This is a genomic window from Pseudomonas sp. B37(2017), from assembly GCF_002112885.1.
In the GTDB taxonomy this organism is placed as follows: domain Bacteria; phylum Pseudomonadota; class Gammaproteobacteria; order Pseudomonadales; family Pseudomonadaceae; genus Aquipseudomonas; species Aquipseudomonas paraglycinae.
This window is the reverse complement of sequence record NZ_NEIX01000011.1, coordinates 182,193-203,566: the sequence shown is the minus strand read 5'-3', so window position 1 is coordinate 203,566 and position 21,374 is coordinate 182,193. Positions and strand designations below refer to the sequence as shown.

General features: G+C 61.6%; 20 protein-coding genes. 11 read left to right on the top strand and 9 right to left on the bottom strand.

From position 1 onward, the window contains the following. Positions 1–3 precede the first annotated feature (3 nt). The 9 genes from mrdA to CAF90_RS24360 all read left to right on the top strand — a co-directional run bounded on the left by mrdA (position 4) and on the right by CAF90_RS24360 (position 9,704). A complete protein-coding gene (mrdA, locus tag CAF90_RS24400) occupies positions 4–1,899 on the top strand; it encodes a penicillin-binding protein 2 (RefSeq protein WP_007958656.1) in 1,896 nt (631 codons plus the stop codon). 31 nt (positions 1,900–1,930) lie between these two features. After that, entirely contained in the window at positions 1,931–3,034 is a 1,104-nt protein-coding gene (rodA, locus tag CAF90_RS24395) for a rod shape-determining protein RodA (protein WP_052026248.1), read from the top strand. A 17-nt stretch (positions 3,035–3,051) separates the two neighbouring features. Beyond that, entirely contained in the window at positions 3,052–4,062 is a 1,011-nt protein-coding gene (mltB, locus tag CAF90_RS24390; protein ID WP_085608762.1) for a lytic murein transglycosylase B, read from the top strand. After that, the gene (locus CAF90_RS24385; protein ID WP_085608761.1) at positions 4,062–5,069 is read left to right on the top strand and encodes a septal ring lytic transglycosylase RlpA family protein; all 1,008 of its coding nucleotides are present in this window, start codon (positions 4,062–4,064) and stop codon (positions 5,067–5,069) included. The genes mltB and CAF90_RS24385 overlap by 1 nt, the downstream gene beginning before the upstream one ends. A 325-nt stretch (positions 5,070–5,394) precedes the next feature. Beyond that, positions 5,395–6,552 (top strand): D-alanyl-D-alanine carboxypeptidase family protein, encoded by a 1,158-nt coding sequence (locus CAF90_RS24380; RefSeq protein WP_011336095.1) that lies wholly within the window; start codon positions 5,395–5,397, stop codon positions 6,550–6,552. An 84-nt stretch (positions 6,553–6,636) separates the two neighbouring features. Then, positions 6,637–6,912 (top strand): DUF493 domain-containing protein, encoded by a 276-nt coding sequence (locus CAF90_RS24375; RefSeq protein WP_007958664.1) that lies wholly within the window; start codon positions 6,637–6,639, stop codon positions 6,910–6,912. Continuing rightward, the gene (gene lipB, locus CAF90_RS24370; RefSeq protein WP_039771855.1) at positions 6,912–7,559 is read left to right on the top strand and encodes a lipoyl(octanoyl) transferase LipB; all 648 of its coding nucleotides are present in this window, start codon (positions 6,912–6,914) and stop codon (positions 7,557–7,559) included. The genes CAF90_RS24375 and lipB overlap by 1 nt, the downstream gene beginning before the upstream one ends. 25 nt (positions 7,560–7,584) lie before the next feature. Next, on the top strand, positions 7,585–8,583 hold the full coding sequence (gene lipA, locus CAF90_RS24365) for a lipoyl synthase (protein WP_162130488.1): 999 nt from the start codon (positions 7,585–7,587) through the stop codon (positions 8,581–8,583). A gap of 173 nt (positions 8,584–8,756) precedes the next feature. Beyond that, positions 8,757–9,704, top strand: a complete 948-nt coding sequence (locus tag CAF90_RS24360) for an LD-carboxypeptidase (RefSeq protein ID WP_085608760.1) — start codon at positions 8,757–8,759, stop codon at positions 9,702–9,704. A 51-nt stretch (positions 9,705–9,755) separates the two neighbouring features. On the opposite strand, the gene CAF90_RS24355 is transcribed toward CAF90_RS24360, so the two are convergent. The 5 genes from CAF90_RS24355 to leuS all read right to left on the bottom strand — a co-directional run bounded on the left by CAF90_RS24355 (position 9,756) and on the right by leuS (position 15,820). Beyond that, positions 9,756–11,078: a lytic murein transglycosylase gene (locus CAF90_RS24355; protein ID WP_085608759.1), complete on the bottom strand. Its 1,323-nt coding sequence runs from the start codon at positions 11,076–11,078 to the stop codon at positions 9,756–9,758. Positions 11,079–11,139: 61 nt separating this feature from the next. After that, the gene (gene arfA, locus CAF90_RS24350) at positions 11,140–11,304 is read right to left on the bottom strand and encodes an alternative ribosome rescue factor ArfA (protein WP_007958672.1); all 165 of its coding nucleotides are present in this window, start codon (positions 11,302–11,304) and stop codon (positions 11,140–11,142) included. Between the two features lie 139 nt (positions 11,305–11,443). Beyond that, positions 11,444–12,481 carry a DNA polymerase III subunit delta gene (gene holA, locus CAF90_RS24345; protein WP_007958673.1) on the bottom strand — a complete coding sequence of 346 codons (1,038 nt, stop codon included), beginning with the start codon at positions 12,479–12,481 and terminating at the stop codon, positions 11,444–11,446. 39 nt (positions 12,482–12,520) lie between these two features. Next, positions 12,521–13,126, bottom strand: coding sequence for an LPS assembly lipoprotein LptE (gene lptE / locus CAF90_RS24340; protein WP_085608758.1), 606 nt, complete (start codon positions 13,124–13,126; stop codon positions 12,521–12,523). Positions 13,127–13,213: 87 nt separating this feature from the next. Beyond that, on the bottom strand, positions 13,214–15,820 hold the full coding sequence (leuS, locus tag CAF90_RS24335) for a leucine--tRNA ligase (protein WP_085608757.1): 2,607 nt from the start codon (positions 15,818–15,820) through the stop codon (positions 13,214–13,216). A gap of 254 nt (positions 15,821–16,074) precedes the next feature. Between leuS and CAF90_RS24330 the strand changes: the two genes are divergently transcribed. Next, a complete protein-coding gene (locus CAF90_RS24330) occupies positions 16,075–16,398 on the top strand; it encodes a hypothetical protein (protein ID WP_007958676.1) in 324 nt (107 codons plus the stop codon). A 105-nt stretch (positions 16,399–16,503) separates the two neighbouring features. Beyond that, the gene (locus tag CAF90_RS24325; RefSeq protein WP_085608756.1) at positions 16,504–17,283 is read left to right on the top strand and encodes a YdcF family protein; all 780 of its coding nucleotides are present in this window, start codon (positions 16,504–16,506) and stop codon (positions 17,281–17,283) included. Positions 17,284–17,318: 35 nt separating this feature from the next. Here the strand turns inward: CAF90_RS24325 and lnt are convergent, their stop codons facing one another. Genes lnt through CAF90_RS24305 form a run of 4 tightly spaced genes read right to left on the bottom strand, consistent with a single transcriptional unit; the run spans position 17,319 to position 21,196 of the window. Then, positions 17,319–18,842 carry an apolipoprotein N-acyltransferase gene (gene lnt, locus CAF90_RS24320; protein WP_085608755.1) on the bottom strand — a complete coding sequence of 508 codons (1,524 nt, stop codon included), beginning with the start codon at positions 18,840–18,842 and terminating at the stop codon, positions 17,319–17,321. Between the two features lie 17 nt (positions 18,843–18,859). Further along, a complete protein-coding gene (locus CAF90_RS24315; RefSeq protein ID WP_007909641.1) occupies positions 18,860–19,699 on the bottom strand; it encodes an HlyC/CorC family transporter in 840 nt (279 codons plus the stop codon). Positions 19,700–19,704: 5 nt separating this feature from the next. Further along, positions 19,705–20,199 (bottom strand): rRNA maturation RNase YbeY, encoded by a 495-nt coding sequence (gene ybeY / locus CAF90_RS24310; RefSeq protein ID WP_007958682.1) that lies wholly within the window; start codon positions 20,197–20,199, stop codon positions 19,705–19,707. After that, the gene (locus tag CAF90_RS24305; protein ID WP_085608754.1) at positions 20,192–21,196 is read right to left on the bottom strand and encodes a PhoH family protein; all 1,005 of its coding nucleotides are present in this window, start codon (positions 21,194–21,196) and stop codon (positions 20,192–20,194) included. The genes ybeY and CAF90_RS24305 overlap by 8 nt, the downstream gene beginning before the upstream one ends. Positions 21,197–21,374 lie beyond the last annotated feature (178 nt).

Here is a 21,374-nt window from a genome sequence, read left to right as displayed (position 1 = left end):
CTCATGTCTCAGCCGATCCGCATCAAGGACCACGAAAAAGACGCCCGTCTGGTGCGTGGTCGCGTCGTGTTCGGCGCAATTGCGGTGGTGGCGCTGATCTGCGTGCTGATTGCGCGCCTGTACTACCTGCAGGTGATTCAGTACGAATATCACTCGACCCTGTCGGAAAACAACCGGGTGCATGTCCAGCCGATCCCGCCGACCCGTGGCCTGATTTTCGACCGCAACGGCGTGGTGGTGGCGGACAACCGTCCGAGCTTCAGCCTGAGCATGACCCGCGAGCGCTCCGGCGACTGGCAGCAGGTGCTCGACGTGATCGTCGAGGTCTTGCAGCTGACGCCGGAAGACCGGGTGATCTTCGAGAAACGCATGCGTCAGGGCCGCCGGCCGTTCGAGCCGGTGCCGATCCTGTTCGAGCTGAGCGAAGAGCAGATCGCCCGGATCGCGGTGAATCAGTTCCGCCTGCCGGGCGTCGAGGTGGTCGCGCAACTGGTGCGTCATTACCCGCAGGGCGCGCATTTCGCGCACTCGGTGGGTTACATGGGGCGGATCAACGAGAAAGAGCTGAAGACCCTCGATCCAGTCAACTACAGCGGCACCCACCACATCGGCAAGACCGGCATCGAGCGCTTCTATGAAGCCGAGCTGCACGGTCAGGTGGGTTACGAAGAGGTCGAGACCAACGCCCGTGGCCGCGTTCTGCGCGTGCTCAAGCGTACCGATCCGGTGCCGGGCAAGGACATTGTCCTGAGCCTCGACATCAAATTGCAGGAAGCCGCCGAGGCTGCGCTGGGTGGCCGGCGTGGTGCGGTGGTGGCGCTCGATCCGAAAACCGGCGAAGTGCTGGCGATGGTCAGCCAGCCGAGTTTCGACCCGAACCTGTTCGTCACCGGCATCAGCTTCAAGGCGTACGCCGAGCTGCGTGATTCGATCGACCGACCGCTGTTCAACCGCGTGCTGCGCGGTCTGTACCCGCCGGGCTCGACGATCAAGCCGGCGGTGGCGATTGCCGGTCTCGATGCGGGCGTGGTGACGGCGTCGAGCCGGGTGTTCGACCCCGGTTACTACATGCTGCCCAACTACGATCACAAGTACCGCAACTGGAACCGCACCGGGGACGGCTTCGTCGACCTCGACACGGCGATCATGCGGTCCAACGACACCTACTTCTATGACCTGGCACACAAGCTGGGCATCGACCGGTTGTCGGCCTACATGAACAAGTTCGGTATCGGCCAGAAGGTCTCGCTGGACATGTTCGAAGAATCCCCCGGCCTGATGCCGTCCCGCGAGTGGAAACGCGCGACCCGGCGTCAGGCGTGGTTCCCCGGCGAAACCCTGATTCTCGGGATCGGCCAGGGCTACATGCAATCGACTCCGCTGCAACTGGCCCAGGCGACTGCGCTGGTGGCCAACAAGGGTGTGTGGAATCGCCCGCACCTGGCCAAATCCCTCGAAGGCGTGAAACCGGTGGATGAGAATCCGATGCCGGACATCATCCTGCGCGATCCGTCGGACTGGACCAAGGTCAACCATGGCATGCAACAGGTGATGCACGGTGCACGCGGTACGGCGCGTAAAGCGGCCATCGGCGCGCAATACCGGATCGCCGGCAAGTCGGGTACGGCGCAGGTCGTGGCGATCAAGCAAGGTGAGAAGTACGACCGCTCCAAGGTTCAGGAACGCCACCGCGACCACGCCTTGTTCGTCGGTTTCGCGCCGGCGGATGACCCGAAAATCGTGGTGTCGGTGATGGTCGAGAACGGTGAGTCCGGTTCCGGCGTCGCGGCACCGGTGGTGCGGCAGGTCATGGATGCCTGGCTGCTGGATCAGGACGGACGGTTGAAGGCCGAATACGCCAGCCCTATCAGTGCGGAGGCTACGGCCCGTGATGAATAATTTCGATCGCATGCTCTCCAGCGAGGATGTGATGCGTCGCCGGGCGACGCTGTTGCAACGTTTGCATATCGACGGCCCGTTGCTGGTGCTGCTGCTGATTCTCGCGGCCGGCAGCCTGTTCGTGCTGTATTCGGCCAGCGGCAAGAGCTGGGATCTGCTGGCCAAACAGGCCACGTCGTTCGGCATCGGTCTGGTGTCGATGATCGTCATTGCCCAGTTCGAGCCAAGGTTCATGGCGCGCTGGGTGCCGCTCGGCTACGTGATCGGGGTGGTGCTGCTGCTGGTGGTGGACATCATGGGCCACAACGCCATGGGCGCGACCCGCTGGATCAACATTCCCGGGGTGATCCGCTTCCAGCCCTCGGAATTCATGAAGATCCTGATGCCGGCGACCATCGCCTGGTATTTGTCCAAACGCACGTTGCCGCCGCAGCTCAAGCATGTCGGCATCAGTCTGCTGCTGATCGGCGTGCCGTTCGCCCTGATCGTGCGTCAGCCGGATCTCGGCACTTCGCTGCTGATTCTGGCCGGCGGCGCCTTCGTACTGTTTATGGGCGGGCTGCGCTGGCGCTGGATTCTCAGCGTACTGGCGGCGGCGATTCCGGTGTCGGTTGCGATGTGGTTCTTCATCATGCACGACTACCAGAAGCAGCGGATCCTGACGTTCCTCGACCCGGAAAGCGATCCACTGGGCACCGGCTGGAACATCATTCAGTCGAAAGCTGCGATCGGTTCCGGCGGGGTATTCGGCAAGGGCTGGTTGCTGGGCACCCAGTCGCACCTGGACTTCCTGCCGGAAAGCCACACCGACTTCATCATCGCCGTACTGGGCGAAGAGTTCGGGCTGGTGGGCATCTGCGCGCTGTTGCTGATCTATCTGTTGCTGATCGGTCGCGGCCTGGTGATTACCGCCCAGGCGCAGACGCTGTTCGGCAAATTGCTGGCTGGCGCTTTGACCATGACGTTTTTTGTTTACGTTTTCGTCAACATCGGTATGGTCAGTGGCCTGTTGCCGGTGGTGGGGGTGCCGTTGCCGTTCATTAGCTACGGCGGAACTTCGCTGGTGACGCTGCTGTCAGCGTTTGGGGTTTTGATGTCGATCCATACCCATCGCAAGTGGATCGCACAGGTTTGAATAAGGTGAAGAGTTCAATGCAAGTAATGCGTGACTGGGCGACACGATACGCACCGTGGCTCGGCCTGGTAGGCATCCTTGGCAGCGCGCAGGAAGCGTTGGCCGGCGATTACGAAGGCTCGCCCCAGGTGGCCGAATTCGTCGGTGAAATGACCCGCGACTACGGTTTCGCCGGCGAACAGCTGATGGCCGTGTTCCGCGAGGCCCAGCGCAAGCAGGCGATTCTCGACGCCATTTCCAAACCCGCCGAACGGGTCAAGCAGTGGAAAGAATACCGTCCGATGTTCATCACCGACGCGCGCATCGCCCGCGGTGTGGACTTCTGGCGTCAGCACGAGGCGACTCTGGCCCGCGCCGAGCAGGAATACGGCGTTCCGGCCCAGGTGATCGTATCGATCATCGGCGTTGAGACCTTTTTCGGACGTAATACCGGCAATTACCGGGTGATCGATGCCTTGTCCACGCTGGGTTTCGACTATCCTCCCCGTGCCGAATTTTTCCGCAAGGAGCTGCGTGAGTTCCTGCTGCTGGCGCGCGAAGAGCAGGTCGACCCGCTGACCCTCAAGGGTTCCTACGCCGGGGCGATGGGCTTGCCGCAGTTCATGCCGAGCAGTTTCCGCGCCTACGCGGTGGATTTCGACGGCGACGGCCACATCAATATCTGGAACAACCCGGATGATGCGATCGGCAGCGTCGCCAGCTATTTCAAGCGTCACGGCTGGGTCGCCGGCGAGCCGGTGGTCAGTCGCGCGGATATACGCGGTGAGCAGGTAGATGAAGGCCTGACCACCGGCATCGAGCCGACGAAAACCGTCGGGGAGTTGCGAGCGCTGGGCTGGTCGAGTCATGATGCGCTGCGCGATAACATGCCGGTCACCGCATTCCGCCTCGAAGGCGACAATGGCCCGGAATACTGGATGGGCCTGAAGAATTTCTACGCGATCACGCGTTATAACCGCAGCGTGATGTACGCCATGGCCGTACATCAACTGTCTGAACAGCTGGTACAAGCACGGGGCGTCAAGTAATGCGGGCATTGCCTATCAATAAACCCCTGAAGCTGGTGGCTTTCGCTGCGTTGGCGGTGCTGGTCGCCAGTTGTTCGACCAGCCGTTCGCCGAGCCAGAAGCCGACCACCGCCGTGCGTTCGCAGCCGGGCCTGGACATCAACCGGGCCCACAAGGACGGCGCGCCGTGGTGGGACGTCGACGTATCGCGCATCCCGGATGCCACGCCGACCCTGCACACCGGCCCGTACAAGGCCAACCCGTACACCGTGCTGGGCAAGACCTACTTCCCGTTGCAGGAATCCAAGACGTACGTGGCCTCCGGCACCGCGTCCTGGTACGGCACCAAGTTCCACGGTCAGAACACCGCCAACGGCGAGGTCTACGACCTGTACGGCATGAGTGCCGCCCACAAGACATTACCGCTGCCGAGTTACGTTCGGGTGACCAACCTGGACAACAACCGCACGGTGATCCTGCGAGTCAACGACCGTGGCCCGTTCTACTCGGACCGGATCATCGACCTGTCCTACGCCGCCGCCAAGAAGCTCGGTTATGCCGAAATCGGCACCGCGCGGGTCAAGGTCGAAGGCATCGACCCGCAGCAATGGTGGGCCGCCAAGGGCCGTCCGGCGCCTTTGATGCTCAACGAGCCGCAAGTCGCGCAGAATAGCGCCCCGGTGATCACGGCCTCGGCCGGCACCGTCGAGCAATGGACTCCGCCGCCGCAGCAGCACGCCGCGGCCGTCGTGCCAGTTCAGCTTGATGCAAAAAAAAACGCTTCTGCACCAGCGTCTGGCCAGTATCTGCAGGTGGGCGCGTTCGCCAACCCGGACGCTGCAGAGCTCCTGAGGTCGAAGCTCAGCGGGATGGTGAGCGCTCCGGTGTTTATCAGCTCGATCGTGCGCAATCAGCAGACCCTGCACCGGGTTCGCCTGGGACCGATCGGTTCGCCGGGTGAAATTGCCCAGGTACAGAACAGCGTGCGCCTGGCCAACCTGGGTTCGCCAAGTGTGGTCACCGAGTAAACGTAGGACTTGATTGACGGTTCACCAGCGATTGGGGGGTGAACCAGGTTGTTGGCTCGTCGAAGAACAAAAGCCCGGCAAGGGTGACTGGAGTGAGCAACTGAACACGCGATGCTCGTAGGGTTTGCTCGAAAGCTCGCCGAGCGGCGATCAGGCAAGGCAAAAACAGGTGAGGAAGCGGAGTGTAGGGGACCTACATGAGCATTTCGAATCTGTTTTTAACGCAGCATGATCGTCGCGCAGGCAGGTTTCGGGCAAAACCTGAAAGACATCTGATTAAATTTTGTCCGCCAGGACAGTTTCCATTAGCGATTTCGAGAGACGGATGAACATCACCACCTTTGCCAAACGCCTGTGTCTGCTAGTCCCGCTGCTCCTCTCGCCAGCCGCCTTCGCGGCCGAGATGATGCCGTCGCCACCACAACTGGCCGCCAAATCCTACGTGCTCATGGATGCCAACAGCGGCAACGTGCTGGTGGAGAACAACGGTGACCAGCGTCTGCCGCCGGCCAGCCTGACCAAACTGATGACCGCGTACATTGCCACGCTGGAAATCCGTCGCGGCCAGATCGGTGAAAACGACCCGGTGACCGTCAGCGAAAACGCCTGGCGCACCGGCGGTTCGCGGATGTTCATCAAGGTCGGCTCGCAAGTCACTGTGAGCGACCTGCTGCACGGCATCATCATCCAGTCCGGCAACGACGCCAGCGTCGCGGTGGCTGAACACATCGCCGGCAGCGAAGATGCGTTCGCCGACCTGATGAACAAGACCGTCGCCGATCTGGGCATGACCAATACCCACTTCATGAACCCGACCGGTCTGCCGAACCCTGAGCACTACTCGTCGGCTCACGACATGGCGATCCTGGCTCGCGCGATCATCCACGAAGACCCGGCTCACTACGCGATCTACTCGCAGAAAGAGTTCTTCTGGAACGGCATCAAACAGCCTAACCGCAACCTGCTGCTGTGGCGCGACAAGACCGTCGACGGTCTGAAAACCGGTCACACCGACGAAGCCGGCTACTGCATGGTGTCCTCGGCCGTACGTGACGGCATGCGCCTGATCGCCGTGGTGTTCGGCACCAACAGCGAAGTGGCCCGCGCCGCCGAGACCCAGAAGCTGCTGACCTACGGTTTCCGCTTCTTCGAAACCCAGACCTTCTACCAGAAGGGCACCGAACTGGCTCAGGCCCCGGTGTGGAAAGGCACTACCAGTCAAGTCAAGGCCGGCCTGGCACAAGACCTGACCATGACCCTGCCTAAAGGCCAGCTGAAGAAGCTCGCTGCCAGCATGACCATGAACCCGCAACTGACCGCGCCAATCGCCAAGGGCGACGTGATCGGTAAAGTCGAAGTGAAACTGGACGACAAGGTGGTGCACAGCGCCGACCTGATCGCCCTGGACGCTGTCGAGGAGGGTGGTATCTTCCGCCGCATGTGGGATAGCATCCGTCTATTCTTCTACGGCTTGTTCAACTGATTTGAGTTGACCTGCATGGCCCCGTTCCGATCCGGAGCGGGGCCTTGTTCGTTACCGGGCTTACGCTTACGAGGCCGTTACGCCATGACCGATACCGAAGTAAAGGCGCCAAAGATCGAATTTCCCCAGGTTGATTATCCGGTTAAGGTGATCAGCGATACGGGCGTCGGCAACAAAGACAAGATCATCGACATCGTCAAGAAACACGCCAAGATCAACGATGAGCGTGTCGACGAGCGTCAAAGCAGCAACGGCAAGTACACCACCATCCAGTTGCACATCGTCGCGACCGACCAGGATCAGCTGTACAACATCAACAGCGAACTGCGGGCTACCGGTTTCGTGCACATGGTGCTGTGATGCCGGGCACGCTGGGCTTTCGCGAGCTTGGCCAGATGGCTTACGAGCCGGTCTGGCAGGCCATGCAACGTTTTACCAATGAGCGTGGCACCACGGCCCCGGACGAAATCTGGCTGGTCGAACACCCGCCGGTGTTCACCCAGGGCCAGGCCGGCAAGGCCGAGCACCTGTTGCTGCCGGGGGATATTCCGGTGGTGCAGGTCGACCGCGGCGGTCAGGTGACCTACCATGGCCCCGGCCAACTGGTGGCGTACCTGCTGCTGGATGTGCGCCGACTCGGTTTCGGCGTGCGCGATCTGGTCAGCCGCATGGAGCGCTGCCTGATCGAACTGCTGGCCAGCTACGGCGTGACCGCCGTGGCCAAGCCGGATGCTCCCGGCGTCTACGTCGACGGAGCGAAGATCGCTTCTCTGGGTTTGCGGATTCGCCACGGTTGTTCCTTTCATGGCCTGGCCCTGAACGTGGACATGAACCTGGAGCCGTTTCGACGGATTAATCCCTGCGGCTATGCCGGGCTGGCGATGACCCAGCTGAGCGAGCACGCAGGATCGATTGAATTTGCCGAGGTAAGTGCCCGGCTGCGCGCGCAGCTCGTCAAACACCTCGACTATGCTGAGCAGACGACCCTGACGGGCGGAATCGACTGATATGACTACTGATGCAGTGCAAACCATGATCCCGACGCTCGACGTGACCGAGCGCCCGGCCCCGCGTCCCAAGGTTGAAGCCGGCGTCAAGCTGCGCGGCGCCGAGAAGGTTGCACGCATCCCGGTGAAGATCATTCCGACCACCGAACTGCCGAAGAAACCCGACTGGATCCGCGTGCGCATCCCGGTTTCGCCGGAAGTCGACCGCATCAAGAGCCTGCTGCGCAAACACAAGCTGCACAGCGTCTGCGAAGAAGCGTCCTGCCCGAACCTGGGCGAGTGCTTCTCCGGCGGCACCGCGACCTTCATGATCATGGGTGACATCTGCACCCGTCGTTGCCCGTTCTGCGACGTTGGTCACGGTCGTCCGAAGCCACTGGACGTCAACGAGCCGGAAAGCCTGGCCATCGCCATCGCCGACCTGAAACTCAAGTACGTGGTGATCACCTCGGTTGACCGCGACGACCTGCGTGACGGCGGTGCCCAGCACTTTGCCGACTGCATCCGCGAAATCCGCAAACTGTCGCCGAACGTGCAGCTCGAAACCCTGGTCCCGGACTACCGTGGCCGCATGGACATCGCCCTGGAAATCACCGCGGCCGAGCCGCCGGATGTGTTCAACCACAACCTGGAAACCGTACCGCGCCTGTACAAGGCTGCCCGTCCGGGTTCGGACTACCAGTGGTCGCTGACCCTGCTGCAACGCTTCAAGCAGATGATGCCGCACATCCCGACCAAATCCGGCCTGATGCTGGGTCTGGGCGAGACCGACGACGAAGTCATCGAAGTCATGAAGCGCATGCGCGAACACGACATCGACATGCTGACCCTGGGCCAGTACCTGCAACCGTCCCGCAGCCACTTGCCGGTGCAGCGTTTCGTGCACCCGGACACCTTCGCCTGGTTCGCCGAGGAAGGTTACAAAATGGGCTTCAAGAACGTCGCGTCCGGCCCGTTGGTGCGTTCTTCGTACCACGCCGACGAGCAGGCGAAACTGGTCAAGGCCGAGCTGCTCGGTTCCTGATTCAGCGCTGAATAAAAAATGCCCGCCGGGGTTTATCGCCCGGCGGGCATTTTTTTGCCTGGCTTACACTCGTTACTGACTTTTCCTGCAATCTGCGGCGCGGCTTAGCCTCTTCTGTTTGTCGCCGTTCCTGACTACTGTGTGAGCATGACTTCACACAGGGAGATCCATGGATGACCGTTCGACCGACCCACACCCTTTTTCCGCACAAGCCTGTGCCTGCACTGCCGTCGGAAGGGCTGATAGGTGTCATTGCGCCCGCCGGCCCCGGCACGCTGGATACCGAAAAGGCCGTTCAGTGGATGCGCGCCCGGGGTTACGGTTTGCGAGTGTTCCCTGGCGTCTACGAGAAGGAGGGTTATCTGGCCGGCAGCGACGAGGTACGGCTCAACGATCTGCACGCGGCGTTCGCTGACGAAGAGGTGGATGCAATCATTTGCCTGCGCGGTGGCTACGGCACGCCAAGGTTGCTGGACCGGATCGACTACGACTTGCTGAGCCGCCATGCCAAGCCCTTCGTCGGTTACAGCGACATCACCGCGCTGCACCTGGCCATCAGTCGCTACGCCGGGTTCGTGACCTTTCATGGGCCGTTATTGAATGCCGATCTGCTGGGGGACAAGGAACCGCCGACGGTGACGTCGTTCTTCGCCATGTTGCGCGGTCAGTTGAAGGCCGGCAGTGTGCTGAGTCATCCGGCGGCTTATCCATTGACCACCGTGGAGCCCGGCATTGCCCACGGGCGTCTGCAGGGTGGCAATCTGGCGATGATCGCTGCGACCTTGGGCACGCCCTACGAAATCGAAGTCGAAGGGGTGATTCTGCTGATCGAGGACATCAACGAGCCGCTGTACCGGATCGACCGTTTGCTGACCCAGATGCGTCTGGCGGGCAAGTTGGCCAGATTGCGAGGCGTGTTGGTCGGGGATGTGGCTGGCGTGGATATCGAGGCTTTGAACCGCTTGCTCAAGCAGACCTTTGAACCGCTGCGGATTCCGGTACTGTCCGGCTGGCGCAGCGGGCACTGCGATCCGAACCTGACGCTGCCGCTGGGGGCGCTGGTTCGACTGGATGCGGGTAAGAAGGAATTGATGCTGGAGCAGGATGTGGTGATTCGCTGATCGAGCCACAAAAAAAGACCGCCGCCTGAAGAGGCGGCGGTCATTTTGTTTTTACTGGTTACGCAGGCTTTCCAGCAGCTTGTGCGTCGGATAACCGTCCGCCGGCCAGCCGAATGACTGCTGTGCACTGCGGATCGCCTTGCGCGTATTGGCGCCGATGATCCCGTCTGCCGCACCTGCGTCATAGTTGCGCGCGGTGAGCAGGTTTTGCAATTCGATCCGTTCGGTGCGGCTCAACGGCAGATCGTCTTTTGGCCAGCTGCCATTGATCAGGCCGGCACCGTTGAAGCGCTCGGACAACAGGCTCACGGCCAGTGCGTAGGACGACGAGTTGTTGTACTTGAGGATCGCCCGGAAGTTATCGAGGATCAGGAACGCTGGACCACGGTAGCCGGCCGGCAGCAGCAGCGCGGCCGACAGTTGCTCGGAGTCGGCCGGCACCTGGCCGCCGTTCGGCAGGATTACGCCCAATTGCCGCCATTCGGCGACGCTCTTGCGAATTGCGCCGTCGGCCAGGGTGTAGTTGAAACCGCTCGGCAGTTGCACTTCGAAGCCCCACGGCTGGCCACGCTGCCAGCCTGAGCTTTGCAGGTAATGCGCGGTGGAGGCCAATGCGTCAGCCGGGCTGCCCCAGATGTCGCGGCGACCGTCACCGTCGAAATCCACGGCGTGGGTGTTGTAGGTGGTCGGGATGAACTGGGTCTGGCCCATGGCACCGGCCCAGGAACCGAGCATTTTCTCTGGCGTGATGTCGCCCTGTTGCAGGATCTGCAGCGCCGCGATCAGCTGCGCATGGGCAAAGCCCGGACGGCGGCCTTCATAGGCCAGGGTCGCCAGCGAGTTGATCACCGACTTGCTGCCCTGGAACTGGCCGAAGTTGCTTTCCATCCCCCACACCGACACCAGCGCCTGACGATCGACGCCATAACGCTGTTCGATGCTTTGCAGGATATCGGCGTACTGGCTGATCAGGGCCTGGCCTTTGCGCACGCGCAAGGGTGAAAGGGCACCGTCCAGGTATTCCCACACCGGCCGGGCAAATTCCGGCTGGCTGCGGTCGGCGCGAATCACGCTGGCATCGAAGCTGACATTGGCGAACGCGCGGTCGAACAGGTCGGCACGAATGCCGGCGGCCAGAGCTTCCTTGCGGAAACCGGCCTGCCATTCGGCAAAGGTCTGGGTCGGTTGCAGGTCGAGGTTGTCACCGGACGGCACTACCGGCGGGATGACCGCTGGGGCTGTGGCAACGGGGACGGTCTGAAGCGGTTGAGCGTCGGCGGCGGTGGGTTTTTCCGCGCAGGCGACGAGCAGTACGAAGCTGGAGGCAGCGATCAGTTGGCGCAAGGGCCAACGACGGGAAAGACTGAGGGGCATGCACAGGTCCAGGGAATACTAATCAGGTGCAGACCTTAACATGAGGAGGGGGTGCTGTGCTTCAAGCGGCCAGAAAGTAAGAAGCCTCCCAGCTGTCAGACTGGAAGGCTTCGCGGCGGTAGCTGCCTTTACCCTTGGTTGGTCGTTCCTGGCGGCTGCGGAACAGGGGTTGGGCGACGATGGATTTGGCCTTGTTGTGGCCATGTTTCGATGGCTTTTTGCTCATGAGGATTCTCTCGATCGAGTGGGGTTTTGCGCGGCAGATAATCTGCCGATCTCGGGCGTCTGTCTATAGGGCCGAGGGCGGGATGTTCTGTAGGAAATGGACTCGGTAAAAACGGGATCGCAGAGCGCGATCCCGGATTTCATTCGGCAGGCAATGTCAGACGCTGACCGGCCATCAACAGCGCCAACCGGCTCAGGCTCATCCACGGCGAGCCGGCCGCCTGACCCTTGATTTGCGCATCGATGCGCTGGGCCTCCAGCAGCAACTGCGCCCAGCGTTGCGCCGAGTAGCGTTGCAAGGCCTTGCTCATCAGCGGTTTGCGCTTGTCCCAGACTGGCGGCTTGGCCTGACTGAAGCACTTGTCCAGCGGCGTGCCCTGGCTGTATTGCAACGAGATGTTGGCCAGCAGGCGCAACTCCCGGGCCAGGGCCCAGAGGATCACCGGCGGCTCGACCCCTTCACCGCGCAGCCCTTCGAGCATGCGCAGGGCGTGGGCCGGTTCACCGTTGAGCACCGCGTCGGTCAGGCCGAATACGTCAAAACGCGCACTGTCGGCCACGGCCGCCTGTACGGTTTCGACGGTGATCTGCCCGCCCTCGGCCATCAGCTTGAGCTTTTCGATCTCTTGCGCAGCGGCCAGCAGGTTGCCTTCGACCCGCGCAGCAATCAGCTCGACCGCGTCCTGACTGGCAGACAGGCCGGCCTGGGACAGACGCTGACGAATCCAGCTCGGCAACTGGTTGGCGTCCACCGGCCAGATCTGCACGAACTGGGTCTGCTGACCTTCGACCAGCGCCTTGCCCCACTTGGTCTTCTGCGCGCTCCCGTCCAGCTTCGGCAGGCTGATCAGCAGCACCGTGTCTTCCGCCGGGCGCGAGCAGTATTCGATGAGTGCGGCAGCGCCCTTGTCACCGGGCTTGCCCGAAGGCAGGCGCAGTTCCAGCAGGCGTTTTTCGGCGAACAGCGACATGCTGGCGCCGGCCTGCAGCAACGTACCCCAATCGAAATTGGCGTCGGCAGCGAAGACCTGGCGTTCGTCGAATCCTTGCTGACGGGCAGCGGAGCGAATGGCGTCGGCAGCTTCCTGGCACAGCAGCGGGTCATCGCCGCTGATGATGTAGACCGGCGCAAGAGCGCCTTGCAGGTGTTTGCCGAGTTGGGCGGGAGCGAGCTTCATAAGAGAGGGCGAACGGGGCGCCTGAGCGCCCCGAACGTCTTACTGCTGCGGCAGTTCGAGCGGCGACTGACGCGGGGTTTCCGCTTCAGCCTTCTGTGCCGCTTCGAGGGCGTCGGCCTCTGCCTTGGCACGGGCGTTGGCGGTTTGCTGCAGAGCGTCCAGCTGTGCCGGCGTCAGCTGTTGCAGACGCAGCATCATGCGCTGAACCAGCTCGCGGCGGGTTTCACGGCGGGCATCGTTGGCTTCCTGGTCGGAACCCACCAGGTTGTTGCCGTCGTGGATGAACACTTTCTGCACTTCAAGCTTGTCGCTTTTGAGCAGCAGGTCTTTTTCACCACGGATATCGTAGGTCAGCACGGTGCTCACCTGATATTCGCCAGTACGACCGGCGCCGGCATAGCTGAGGATGCGCTGAGTTTCTTGCTCATCGGCCAGGTACAGTTTGTATGGCGCACCGGAAACGACCTTGACGCCGCTGGCCTCCAGCACCTGACGCAGTTGCGTCACGGTTTCGCCGTAGGCGTTGCGGGCGCTCAGATCGAGCTCCTTGATCGACAGTTCGTTGGTGCCGGTACCACGCAGCTGGAAACCGCAGGCGCTCAACAGGACGGCGAGGCCCATCACCAGCAGATTGCGTTTGATCATTGTGTTGCTCCCCTTGAAACCATGTGGGCCGACTCTGTGGCCCGAAAGGTTTTACTGGGCGCCAGGCTCACCTGACGCCCGATCCAATTAGCTGGCGACGATATTGACCAGTTTCCCGGGCACTACGATCACTTTGCGAATGGTCAGACCGTCAACGAAACGCAGCACGTTTTCGTTGGCGCGGGCTGCCGCTTCGACTTCTTCGCGGGTGGCGGCGGCCGGCATTTCGATCTGGCCACGCAGCTTGCCGTTGACCTGGATTACCAGGGTCAGGCTGTCCTGCACCAGCGCGCTTTCGTCCAGCACCGGCCAGCCGGCGTCGATTACCGGATCGGCGTGGCCCAGGCGGTTCCACAGCTCGTGGCTGATGTGCGGCGTGATCGGAGCCAGCAGCAGCGTCACGGTTTCCAGACCTTCCTGAACCAGTGCGCGATCCTGTTCGGTCGCTTGCGCGGCTTTTTCCAGCACGTTCATCAGCGTCATCACCTGAGCGATGGCGGTGTTGAATTTGTGGTTCTGGCCGACGTCATGGCTGGCCTGCTTGATCGCCTGGTGGATCGCGCGACGAATGACTTTCTGCTCGTCATTCAGGCCGGCGATGTCCAGTTTGCCCGGCAGGCCCTGAGTGATGTGGGCCTGAGCCAGACGCCAGACGCGCTTGAGGAAGCGGTGCGAGCCTTCCACGCCGGAGTCGGACCATTCCGCGCTCATGTCAGGTGGCGAGGCGAACATCATGAACAGACGGCAGGTGTCGGCGCCGAACTGGTCGATCATCGACTGAGGGTCGACGCCGTTGTTCTTCGACTTGGCCATCTTCTCGGTGCCGCCGATTTCCACCGGCAGGCCGTCGGCGATCAGCTTGGCGCTGATGACCTTGGCCTTGCTGTCGCGCTCGAGTTCCACGTCCGCCGGGTTGAACCAGGTGTAGGCACCGTTGGCTTCGCGACGATAGTAAGTCTCGGCAACCACCATGCCCTGGGTCAGCAGGTTCTTGAACGGCTCGTTGGAGCTCACCAGGCCTTCGTCGCGCATCAGCTTGTGGAAGAAGCGCGCGTAGAGCAGGTGAAGAATGGCGTGTTCGATACCGCCGATGTACTGATCCACCGGCAACCAGTGGTCGGCCGCGGATTTTTCCACCAGGCCGCCTTCGAAGTGCGGCGAGGCGTAACGGGCGTAGTACCAGGACGACTCGACGAAGGTGTCCATGGTGTCGGTTTCACGCTTGGCAGGCTGACCGCATTTCGGGCAAGCGCACTCGTAGAACTCCGGCATGCGTGCCAGCGGCGAACCGGCGCCGTCCGGCACCACGTCTTCCGGCAGGACGACAGGCAGTTGATCTTCCGGCACCGGCACGTCACCGCAGGCATCGCAGTGGATGATCGGGATCGGGCAGCCCCAGTAGCGCTGACGGCTGATGCCCCAGTCGCGCAGGCGGAACTGGGTGCGCGAGGCACCGAGGTTTTTCTTGATCAGAGCGACTTCCATGGCGTCGAACGCGCCAGCGAAGTCCAGGCCGTCGAACTCGCCGGAGTTGATCAGCGTGCCGTGCTCGCCGTAGGCGTCCTGCCATGGCGCCGGGTTGGTTTCACCGGAGCTGGTGCGCACCACGGATTTGACCGGCAGGTTGTACTTGTGGGCGAATTCGAAATCGCGCTCGTCGTGCGCCGGCACCGCCATGACCGCGCCGTCGCCGTAGTGCATCAGCACGTAGTTGGCGACCCACACCGGCAGTTTCTCGCCGGTCAGCGGGTGCTCGACGAACAGGCCGGTCGGCAGGCCTTTCTTCTCTTGAGTGGCGACGTCGGCTTCGGCGACGCTGCCGCCCTTGCATTCGGCGATGAACGCTTGCAGCTCAGGGTTGTTCTTGGCGGCGAGAGCAGCGAGGTGGTGCTCGGCGGCCACGGCAACATAGGTTGCGCCTATCAGGGTGTCCGGACGGGTGGTGAAGACTTTCAGGGTGCCGCTTTCACCGATCGAATCGACGTTGTACGGGAACTGCACTTCCATCCCGCGCGACTTGCCGATCCAGTTGCGCTGCATGGTCTTGACCTGCTCGGGCCAGCCAGTCAGTTCATCGAGGCTCTCCAGCAGCTCATCCGCGTAGGCGGTGATCTTGAAGTAGTACATCGGGATTTCGCGCTTCTCGATCAGCGCGCCGGAACGCCAGCCGCGACCGTCGATCACCTGTTCGTTGGCCAGAACGGTCTGGTCGATCGGGTCCCAGTTCACGGTGCCGTTCTTGCGGTAGATCACGCCTTTTTCGAACAGGCGAGTGAACAGCCATTGTTCCCAGCGGTAGTAATCCGGTTTGCAGGTGGTGACTTCGCGCGACCAGTCCACCGCCAGGCCCAGGCTGCGCAGCTGGGATTTCATGTAGGCGATGTTTTCGTAGGTCCACTTGGCCGGGGCCACGTTGTTCTTCATCGCGGCGTTTTCCGCCGGCATGCCGAAGGCGTCCCAACCCATCGGTTGCAGAACGTTCTTGCCGAGCATGCGCTGGTAGCGGGAGATCACGTCGCCGATGGTGTAGTTGCGCACGTGCCCCATGTGTAGCTTGCCGCTGGGGTAAGGGAACATCGACAGGCAGTAGTAAGTCTCCTTGCCTGGCTGTTCACTGACTTCAAAGGACTTTTGCTCGTCCCAGAACGACTGGGCGGCGGCTTCGATTTCACGGGGCTGATATTGTTCGTGCATGGCTACTTTTGTACTGGATAGGGGTGGCCTAATCCTCTTCAATGCGACGTTCGGGGCGTGCCGGACGAGCTGGAAGTGGAGTTACAGGAAGCGCCGTAGCATACATGACCGCGCTCGGCCTAGGGAAACCCTGATTGCAGCCGTTTGACCGGCTGAAATCGCGGCGAGGGCCGTTGGTCGCGGCGTGCAGCCGGTTTGTGCAGCGAAGCTAAGCTCTAACTGGGGAGTGAGTCTTATCTTCAATGAGGTGAGGGATGGTGGAGTCACAGCAAAAAAACGTTACCAAACCCGAGTTGTACGAGCGGTTGATCGATCGTCTGGGTATGGCCCTGGACGCGGCAAAAACCGCTGGAAGGCTGCGCGACGAGCGCCCCCTGGAGCTGGAATTGCGTGGCTTGAGTCCCGCCGAGTTCAAACTGGTCAAGGCCTATCTGGATCGCAGTGAGCGTGAAACCCACGGATACCTGTCACAAGCGGTGAAACAACTCGATGCAGCCCATACGGCCAATGTCATCTGGCTCAAGGACAAGGCGCCCGGCAGAGACCCCGTCAAGGTTCGGACTCTGCAGGCCAAGTAAACGCATGGCAGGTCAAAAAGCGGATCTTTTTCAACGGGATCCGACCCTACTGGTTGTCGCGTTGTATCAACCCACTTAGGCTTCGGGCATCTCTGGAGATGCTCGATGCCTTTTCGTTATTTCATTAAACAACTTCTATTGCCGCCCGGCCTTCTCTTGCTGCTGTTGCTGGCGGCCTGGTGGCTGCGTCGCTCGCGGCCACGGCTGGCGGGGCTGTGTTTTGCATTGGGGTTTGGCGGCTTTTTGCTGATGAGTCTGCCGGTGGTCGTGCAGTGGGGCGCCAAGGCGCTGGAGCGCGAGCCGCCGCTGGCCCGGGAAGCATGGACAAGCCTGGCGCAGCGTGCTGATGCGATTGTGGTGCTGGGCTCCGGTCGCGAGCGCGGCGATCTGGCCTGGGGCGAAGATCAGCCGACCGGCGTCGGGCTTGAGCGGCAACGTTATGCGGCGCGACTGGCCAAGGCGTCGGGGTTGCCGATTCTGACCAGCGGTGGCCTGCATTACGGTACGCCGCCGACTGAAGCCAAATTGATGGCCGATTCGTTGCGCGATGATTTCGGTGTGACGGTGCGCTGGCAGGAAGGGGAGAGCCGCACCACGTGGGAAAACGCCGAATTCAGCGCCAAAGTGCTGCTGCCGGAAGGCGTCAAACGCATCGTGCTGGTGACCCAGGCCTGGCACATGCCGCGAGCGGTGTGGAGTTATCAACAGGCTGGATTCGAAGTGGTGCCGGCGCCGGTCGGTTTCCTCGGCACGGACAATGCGCGACCGTTTGGCGGCTGGCTGCCGGAGTTCAAGTCGATCTGGCAGAGCGGGCAGTTGATGAACGAGGCGGTGGGGCAGATCGGTTATTCGCTGTTCTACCGAGGAGGTGACAGCGCCGAATGATCACTCCCGCGCAGAACGCGGGAGTGAGCGGGTTTTCAGAGTGTCTTGGACATCCGGTTGGTCATCAGCGCCCAGCCGAACAGCACTACGCACAGGATGATCAGCGGCCACGAGCGCCATTGCAGATACGGCGTCAGGTTGTGCATCGGCACCACTTCACCGTACAGCACGCCCTGTTCGAACTGCGGGATACGCTCGGTGATCTGCCCGAACGGGTTGATCAGCCCGGTCACACCGTTGTTGGTCGCACGAATCATCCAGCGTCCGGCTTCAAGTGCGCGCATCTGCGCCATTTGCAGGTGCTGCAGCGGGCCGATGGACGTGCCGAACCAGGTGTCGTTGCTGATCGTCAGCAGCAGATCGCTGCGTGCCGCCAGACCTGCGGCGAACTCCGGGTAGACCACTTCATAGCAGATGAACGGCGCGATCTGATAACCCTTGGCCTGCAACAGGGCCTGATCGGCAGGGCCGCGGGCGAAGTCGGACATTGGCAGGTCGAAGAATGCGATCAGCCCGCGCAGGATGTCCTGCAACGGTACGTATTCGCCGAACGGCACCAGCTTCTGTTTCAGATAAGTGCCATCGCCTTCGCCGACCACGGTGATGCCGTTGAAGAAGCGTTTTTCGTGACGGACCATTTCGCGGATCGGTACGCCGGTGATCAGCGCCGATTTACGCTCGGCGGCGAAGTTGCCCATCATGGTCAGATAGCCCTCGGCGGACTCCTTGAGCACCGGGACAGCGGTTTCAGGCCAGATCAACAGGTCGACCGGTTTGGAGCGGAAGCTCAGGTCGCGGTACAGCGCCAGTTGCGCATTGAGCTCGGCCGGGTCCCATTTCATGCTTTGTGCGACGTTGCCCTGAATCGCGGCAACGGTCAGCGGCGCGCCCGCCGGGCTGGTCCAGGCATGGCCCTTGAGCGCAATGCCTGCCGCCCATGGCCCTATCAGCAATACCAGGCCGGCGGCGATGAAGATTTTGCGGCGGGTTTGCAGCAGGCGCGGTGCGTTGTAGATCAGTGCAGCGGTCAGCGCCAGAACGAACGACACCAGCCACATGCCGCCCACTGGCGCGAGCCCGGCCAGCGGGCCGTCGAGCTGGCTGTAACCGGAATACAGCCAAGGGAAACCGGTGAGGAACCAGCCACGGAAAGCTTCCTGACCGACCCACAACGCCGCAAACGCCAGGGCGTCGGCCACTGGCGCTTCATTACGCCGCAACCAGCGCGCCCAGAGCCACGCAGGCAGGGCGAAGAACCAGGCAATGGCTGCCGTGAAGATCAGCATCAGGAACCCGGCCAACAGCACCGAAGCGCCGCCGAAATGGTGGATGCTGTAATAGATCCAGCTGGTGCCGGCGCCGAACAGGCCGAAACCGAAGCACCAGCCACGACCCAGTGCCTGACGCGGGCTCAGTTCGCGCAGGCCGGCATAGAACAGGCCGACCGCCAGCAATGCCAGCGGCCAGAGATCGAACGGTGCCAGAGCGAAGGTGGTGATTGCACCGGCCGCCACGGCCAGCAGGTTACCGGGCCAGCCGGGACGGGTTGTCCAGCGCATTTCAATCCTTAGATTTTTTACCGGGCGATTGGGGTCAGTCGCAGCAAATGAATCCGACGGCTGTCGGCATTCAGGATGCGGAAACGATAGGCGCCGATTTCAGTGATTTCGTTACGTTTTGGCAAGTGCCCGAACGCGCTCATCACCAGCCCGCCGACGGTGTCGAACTCGTCGTCGGAGAATTCGCTGTCGAAGAACTCGTTGAAGTTCTCGATCGGCGTCAGGGCCTTGATCAGGAAATCACCGCTGGGCAGCGGCTTGATGTAGCTGTCTTCTTCGACGTCGTGCTCGTCTTCAATGTCGCCGACGATTTGTTCAAGCACGTCTTCGATGGTCACCAGACCGGCCACGCCGCCGTATTCGTCGATGACGATGGCCATGTGGTTGTGGTTGGCGCGGAATTCACGCAGCAACACGTTCAGACGCTTGGACTCCGGCACGAAGGTGGCCGGGCGCAGCAGGTCCTTGATGTTGAAGCTGTCGCCGTTCTCCTTGAGGATCAGTGGCAGCAGATCCTTGGCCAGCAGCACGCCCATCACGTCGTCATGGCTTTCGCCGATGACCGGGTAGCGCGAGTGGGCCGAGTCGACCACAGCGGGGAGGAATTCGCGGGGTGTCTGGGTCGCCTTGATGCTGATCATCTGCGAGCGCGGCACCATGATGTCGCGAACCTGCAGGTCAGCCACCTGGATGGCGCCTTCGACGATGGCCAGCGCTTCGCTGTCCAGCAGTTTGTTCTGATGTGCATCGCGCAGCAGCTCAAGCAGCTCCTGGCGGTTCTTCGGCTCGTGGGCAAAAGCCTGGGTCAGTTTACCCAGCCATGACTTTTGCCCGTTGCTCGATCGATCTTCGCTCATAGCGATTACTCTGAATCCTTTGTTGTAACAGTAGGGGATGTTTCGGTTTCGTCGTCCGCGTACGGATCGGGATAACCCAATTCGGCAAGCAACTCGCGTTCCAGTGCTTCCATTTCCTCGGCTTCCTCGTCATCTATATGGTCGTAACCAAGCAGATGCAAGCAGCCGTGAATGACCAGATGTGCCCAGTGGGCCTTTAGTTCCTTGCCCTGTTCGGCAGCTTCGCGCTCGACCACCGCCACGCAGATCACCAGATCGCCCAGCAATGGAATGTCGAGAAACTCGTCGGGCACTTCAGCGGGAAAGGACAGGACGTTGGTCGCGTAATCCTTGTGCCGCCAGGTGTGATTTAGTTCGCGGCCTTCTTCCTCGTCGACCAGACGAATGGTCATTTCCGAGTCAGCGGTGCGCTGGCGCAGGGCCAGTTCGCACCATTGGCGGAACTCGGCTTCGGTCGGCGCAGACGCTTCGGTCGCGATTTGCAGGTCAAGCTCAAGCATCGTGGCGGGTGTCCTTTGGCGCTTCATCAGCGACACGCGTCTCGAAGCGCTCGTAGGCTTCGACGATGCGTTGCACCAGCGGGTGGCGCACCACGTCTTTGGGCTGGAAGTGGGTGAAGCTGATACCCGGCACATCCTTCAGGACTTCGATGACGTGATGAAGTCCGGACTTGGTGCCGCGCGGCAGGTCGACCTGGGTAATGTCGCCGGTGATCACGGCCGTGGAGCCGAAACCGATCCGGGTCAGGAACATCTTCATCTGCTCGACGGTGGTGTTCTGACTTTCATCGAGAATGATGAAGCTGTTATTCAGCGTACGACCGCGCATGTAGGCCAGTGGCGCAACTTCGATCACCTGACGCTCGATCAGCTTGGCCACGTATTCGAAGCCGAGCATTTCATAGAGCGCGTCGTAGAGCGGGCGCAGGTACGGGTCGATCTTTTGCGACAGGTCGCCGGGCAGGAAGCCGAGTTTTTCACCCGCTTCGACCGCCGGACGCACGAGCAGGATGCGACGAATCTGCTCGCGCTCCAGGGCATCCACCGCGCAGGCGACAGCCAGATAGGTCTTGCCGGTACCGGCCGGGCCGATGCCGAAGTTGATGTCGTTGCCGAGGATTTCCTTCACGTAGCGCAACTGATTCAAGCCGCGTGGGCGAATCATGCCTTTCTTGGTGCGCAGGGCGACGGAGGCTTCGGCGGGGGCGTGGTTGTCCAGCTGCTCGACGGCCGATTCCTGGAGAAACAGGTGAACCGTATCCGGCGACAGCTCTGAACCCTTGGTTTCCCGGTACAGGCGGCGAATTAGGTTTTCCGCGGAAGTGGTGTGCTTGGGTTCGCCGATCAGCTCGAACTGATTGCCGCGGTTGCGGATCTCGATGGCCAGGCGCTGTTCGATCAGGCGCAGGTGCTCGTCGAACTGCCCGCACAGATTGGCGAAGCGGCGAGCCTCAAAGGGCTCGAGGATGAAACGATGTGGTTCGATGGGTGCGTTCAAGGTCGTATTTAGCCGCCCTGGGGCAATTAGGATGAAATCAAGGATAACGCCAGTGGCGTGGGTGCGAAAGCTCTTAAATTGATGCTGTTTCTGTGGGAGCGAGCTTGCTCGCGAAAGCAGTCTGTCAGACACAGGAATGCTGAATGTGTCGCAGCCTTCGCGAGCAAGCTCGCTCCCA

What these genes read in the sequence shown, in the direction of transcription:
- mrdA (WP_007958656.1), top strand. Translation starts at nt 4, where the DNA reads ATGTCTCAGCCGATCCGCATCAAGGACCACGAAAAAGACGCCCGTCTG.
- rodA (WP_052026248.1), top strand. Translation starts at nt 1,931, where the DNA reads ATGCGTCGCCGGGCGACGCTGTTGCAACGTTTGCATATCGACGGCCCG.
- mltB (WP_085608762.1), top strand. Translation starts at nt 3,052, where the DNA reads ATGCAAGTAATGCGTGACTGGGCGACACGATACGCACCGTGGCTCGGC.
- CAF90_RS24385 (WP_085608761.1), top strand. Translation starts at nt 4,062, where the DNA reads ATGCGGGCATTGCCTATCAATAAACCCCTGAAGCTGGTGGCTTTCGCT.
- CAF90_RS24380 (WP_011336095.1), top strand. Translation starts at nt 5,395, where the DNA reads ATGAACATCACCACCTTTGCCAAACGCCTGTGTCTGCTAGTCCCGCTG.
- CAF90_RS24375 (WP_007958664.1), top strand. Translation starts at nt 6,637, where the DNA reads ATGACCGATACCGAAGTAAAGGCGCCAAAGATCGAATTTCCCCAGGTT.
- lipB (WP_039771855.1), top strand. Translation starts at nt 6,912, where the DNA reads ATGCCGGGCACGCTGGGCTTTCGCGAGCTTGGCCAGATGGCTTACGAG.
- lipA (WP_162130488.1), top strand. Translation starts at nt 7,585, where the DNA reads ATGATCCCGACGCTCGACGTGACCGAGCGCCCGGCCCCGCGTCCCAAG.
- CAF90_RS24360 (WP_085608760.1), top strand. Translation starts at nt 8,757, where the DNA reads ATGACCGTTCGACCGACCCACACCCTTTTTCCGCACAAGCCTGTGCCT.
- CAF90_RS24355 (WP_085608759.1), bottom strand. Translation starts at nt 11,078, where the DNA reads ATGCCCCTCAGTCTTTCCCGTCGTTGGCCCTTGCGCCAACTGATCGCT.
- arfA (WP_007958672.1), bottom strand. Translation starts at nt 11,304, where the DNA reads ATGAGCAAAAAGCCATCGAAACATGGCCACAACAAGGCCAAATCCATC.
- holA (WP_007958673.1), bottom strand. Translation starts at nt 12,481, where the DNA reads ATGAAGCTCGCTCCCGCCCAACTCGGCAAACACCTGCAAGGCGCTCTT.
- lptE (WP_085608758.1), bottom strand. Translation starts at nt 13,126, where the DNA reads ATGATCAAACGCAATCTGCTGGTGATGGGCCTCGCCGTCCTGTTGAGC.
- leuS (WP_085608757.1), bottom strand. Translation starts at nt 15,820, where the DNA reads ATGCACGAACAATATCAGCCCCGTGAAATCGAAGCCGCCGCCCAGTCG.
- CAF90_RS24330 (WP_007958676.1), top strand. Translation starts at nt 16,075, where the DNA reads ATGGTGGAGTCACAGCAAAAAAACGTTACCAAACCCGAGTTGTACGAG.
- CAF90_RS24325 (WP_085608756.1), top strand. Translation starts at nt 16,504, where the DNA reads ATGCCTTTTCGTTATTTCATTAAACAACTTCTATTGCCGCCCGGCCTT.
- lnt (WP_085608755.1), bottom strand. Translation starts at nt 18,842, where the DNA reads ATGCGCTGGACAACCCGTCCCGGCTGGCCCGGTAACCTGCTGGCCGTG.
- CAF90_RS24315 (WP_007909641.1), bottom strand. Translation starts at nt 19,699, where the DNA reads ATGAGCGAAGATCGATCGAGCAACGGGCAAAAGTCATGGCTGGGTAAA.
- ybeY (WP_007958682.1), bottom strand. Translation starts at nt 20,199, where the DNA reads ATGCTTGAGCTTGACCTGCAAATCGCGACCGAAGCGTCTGCGCCGACC.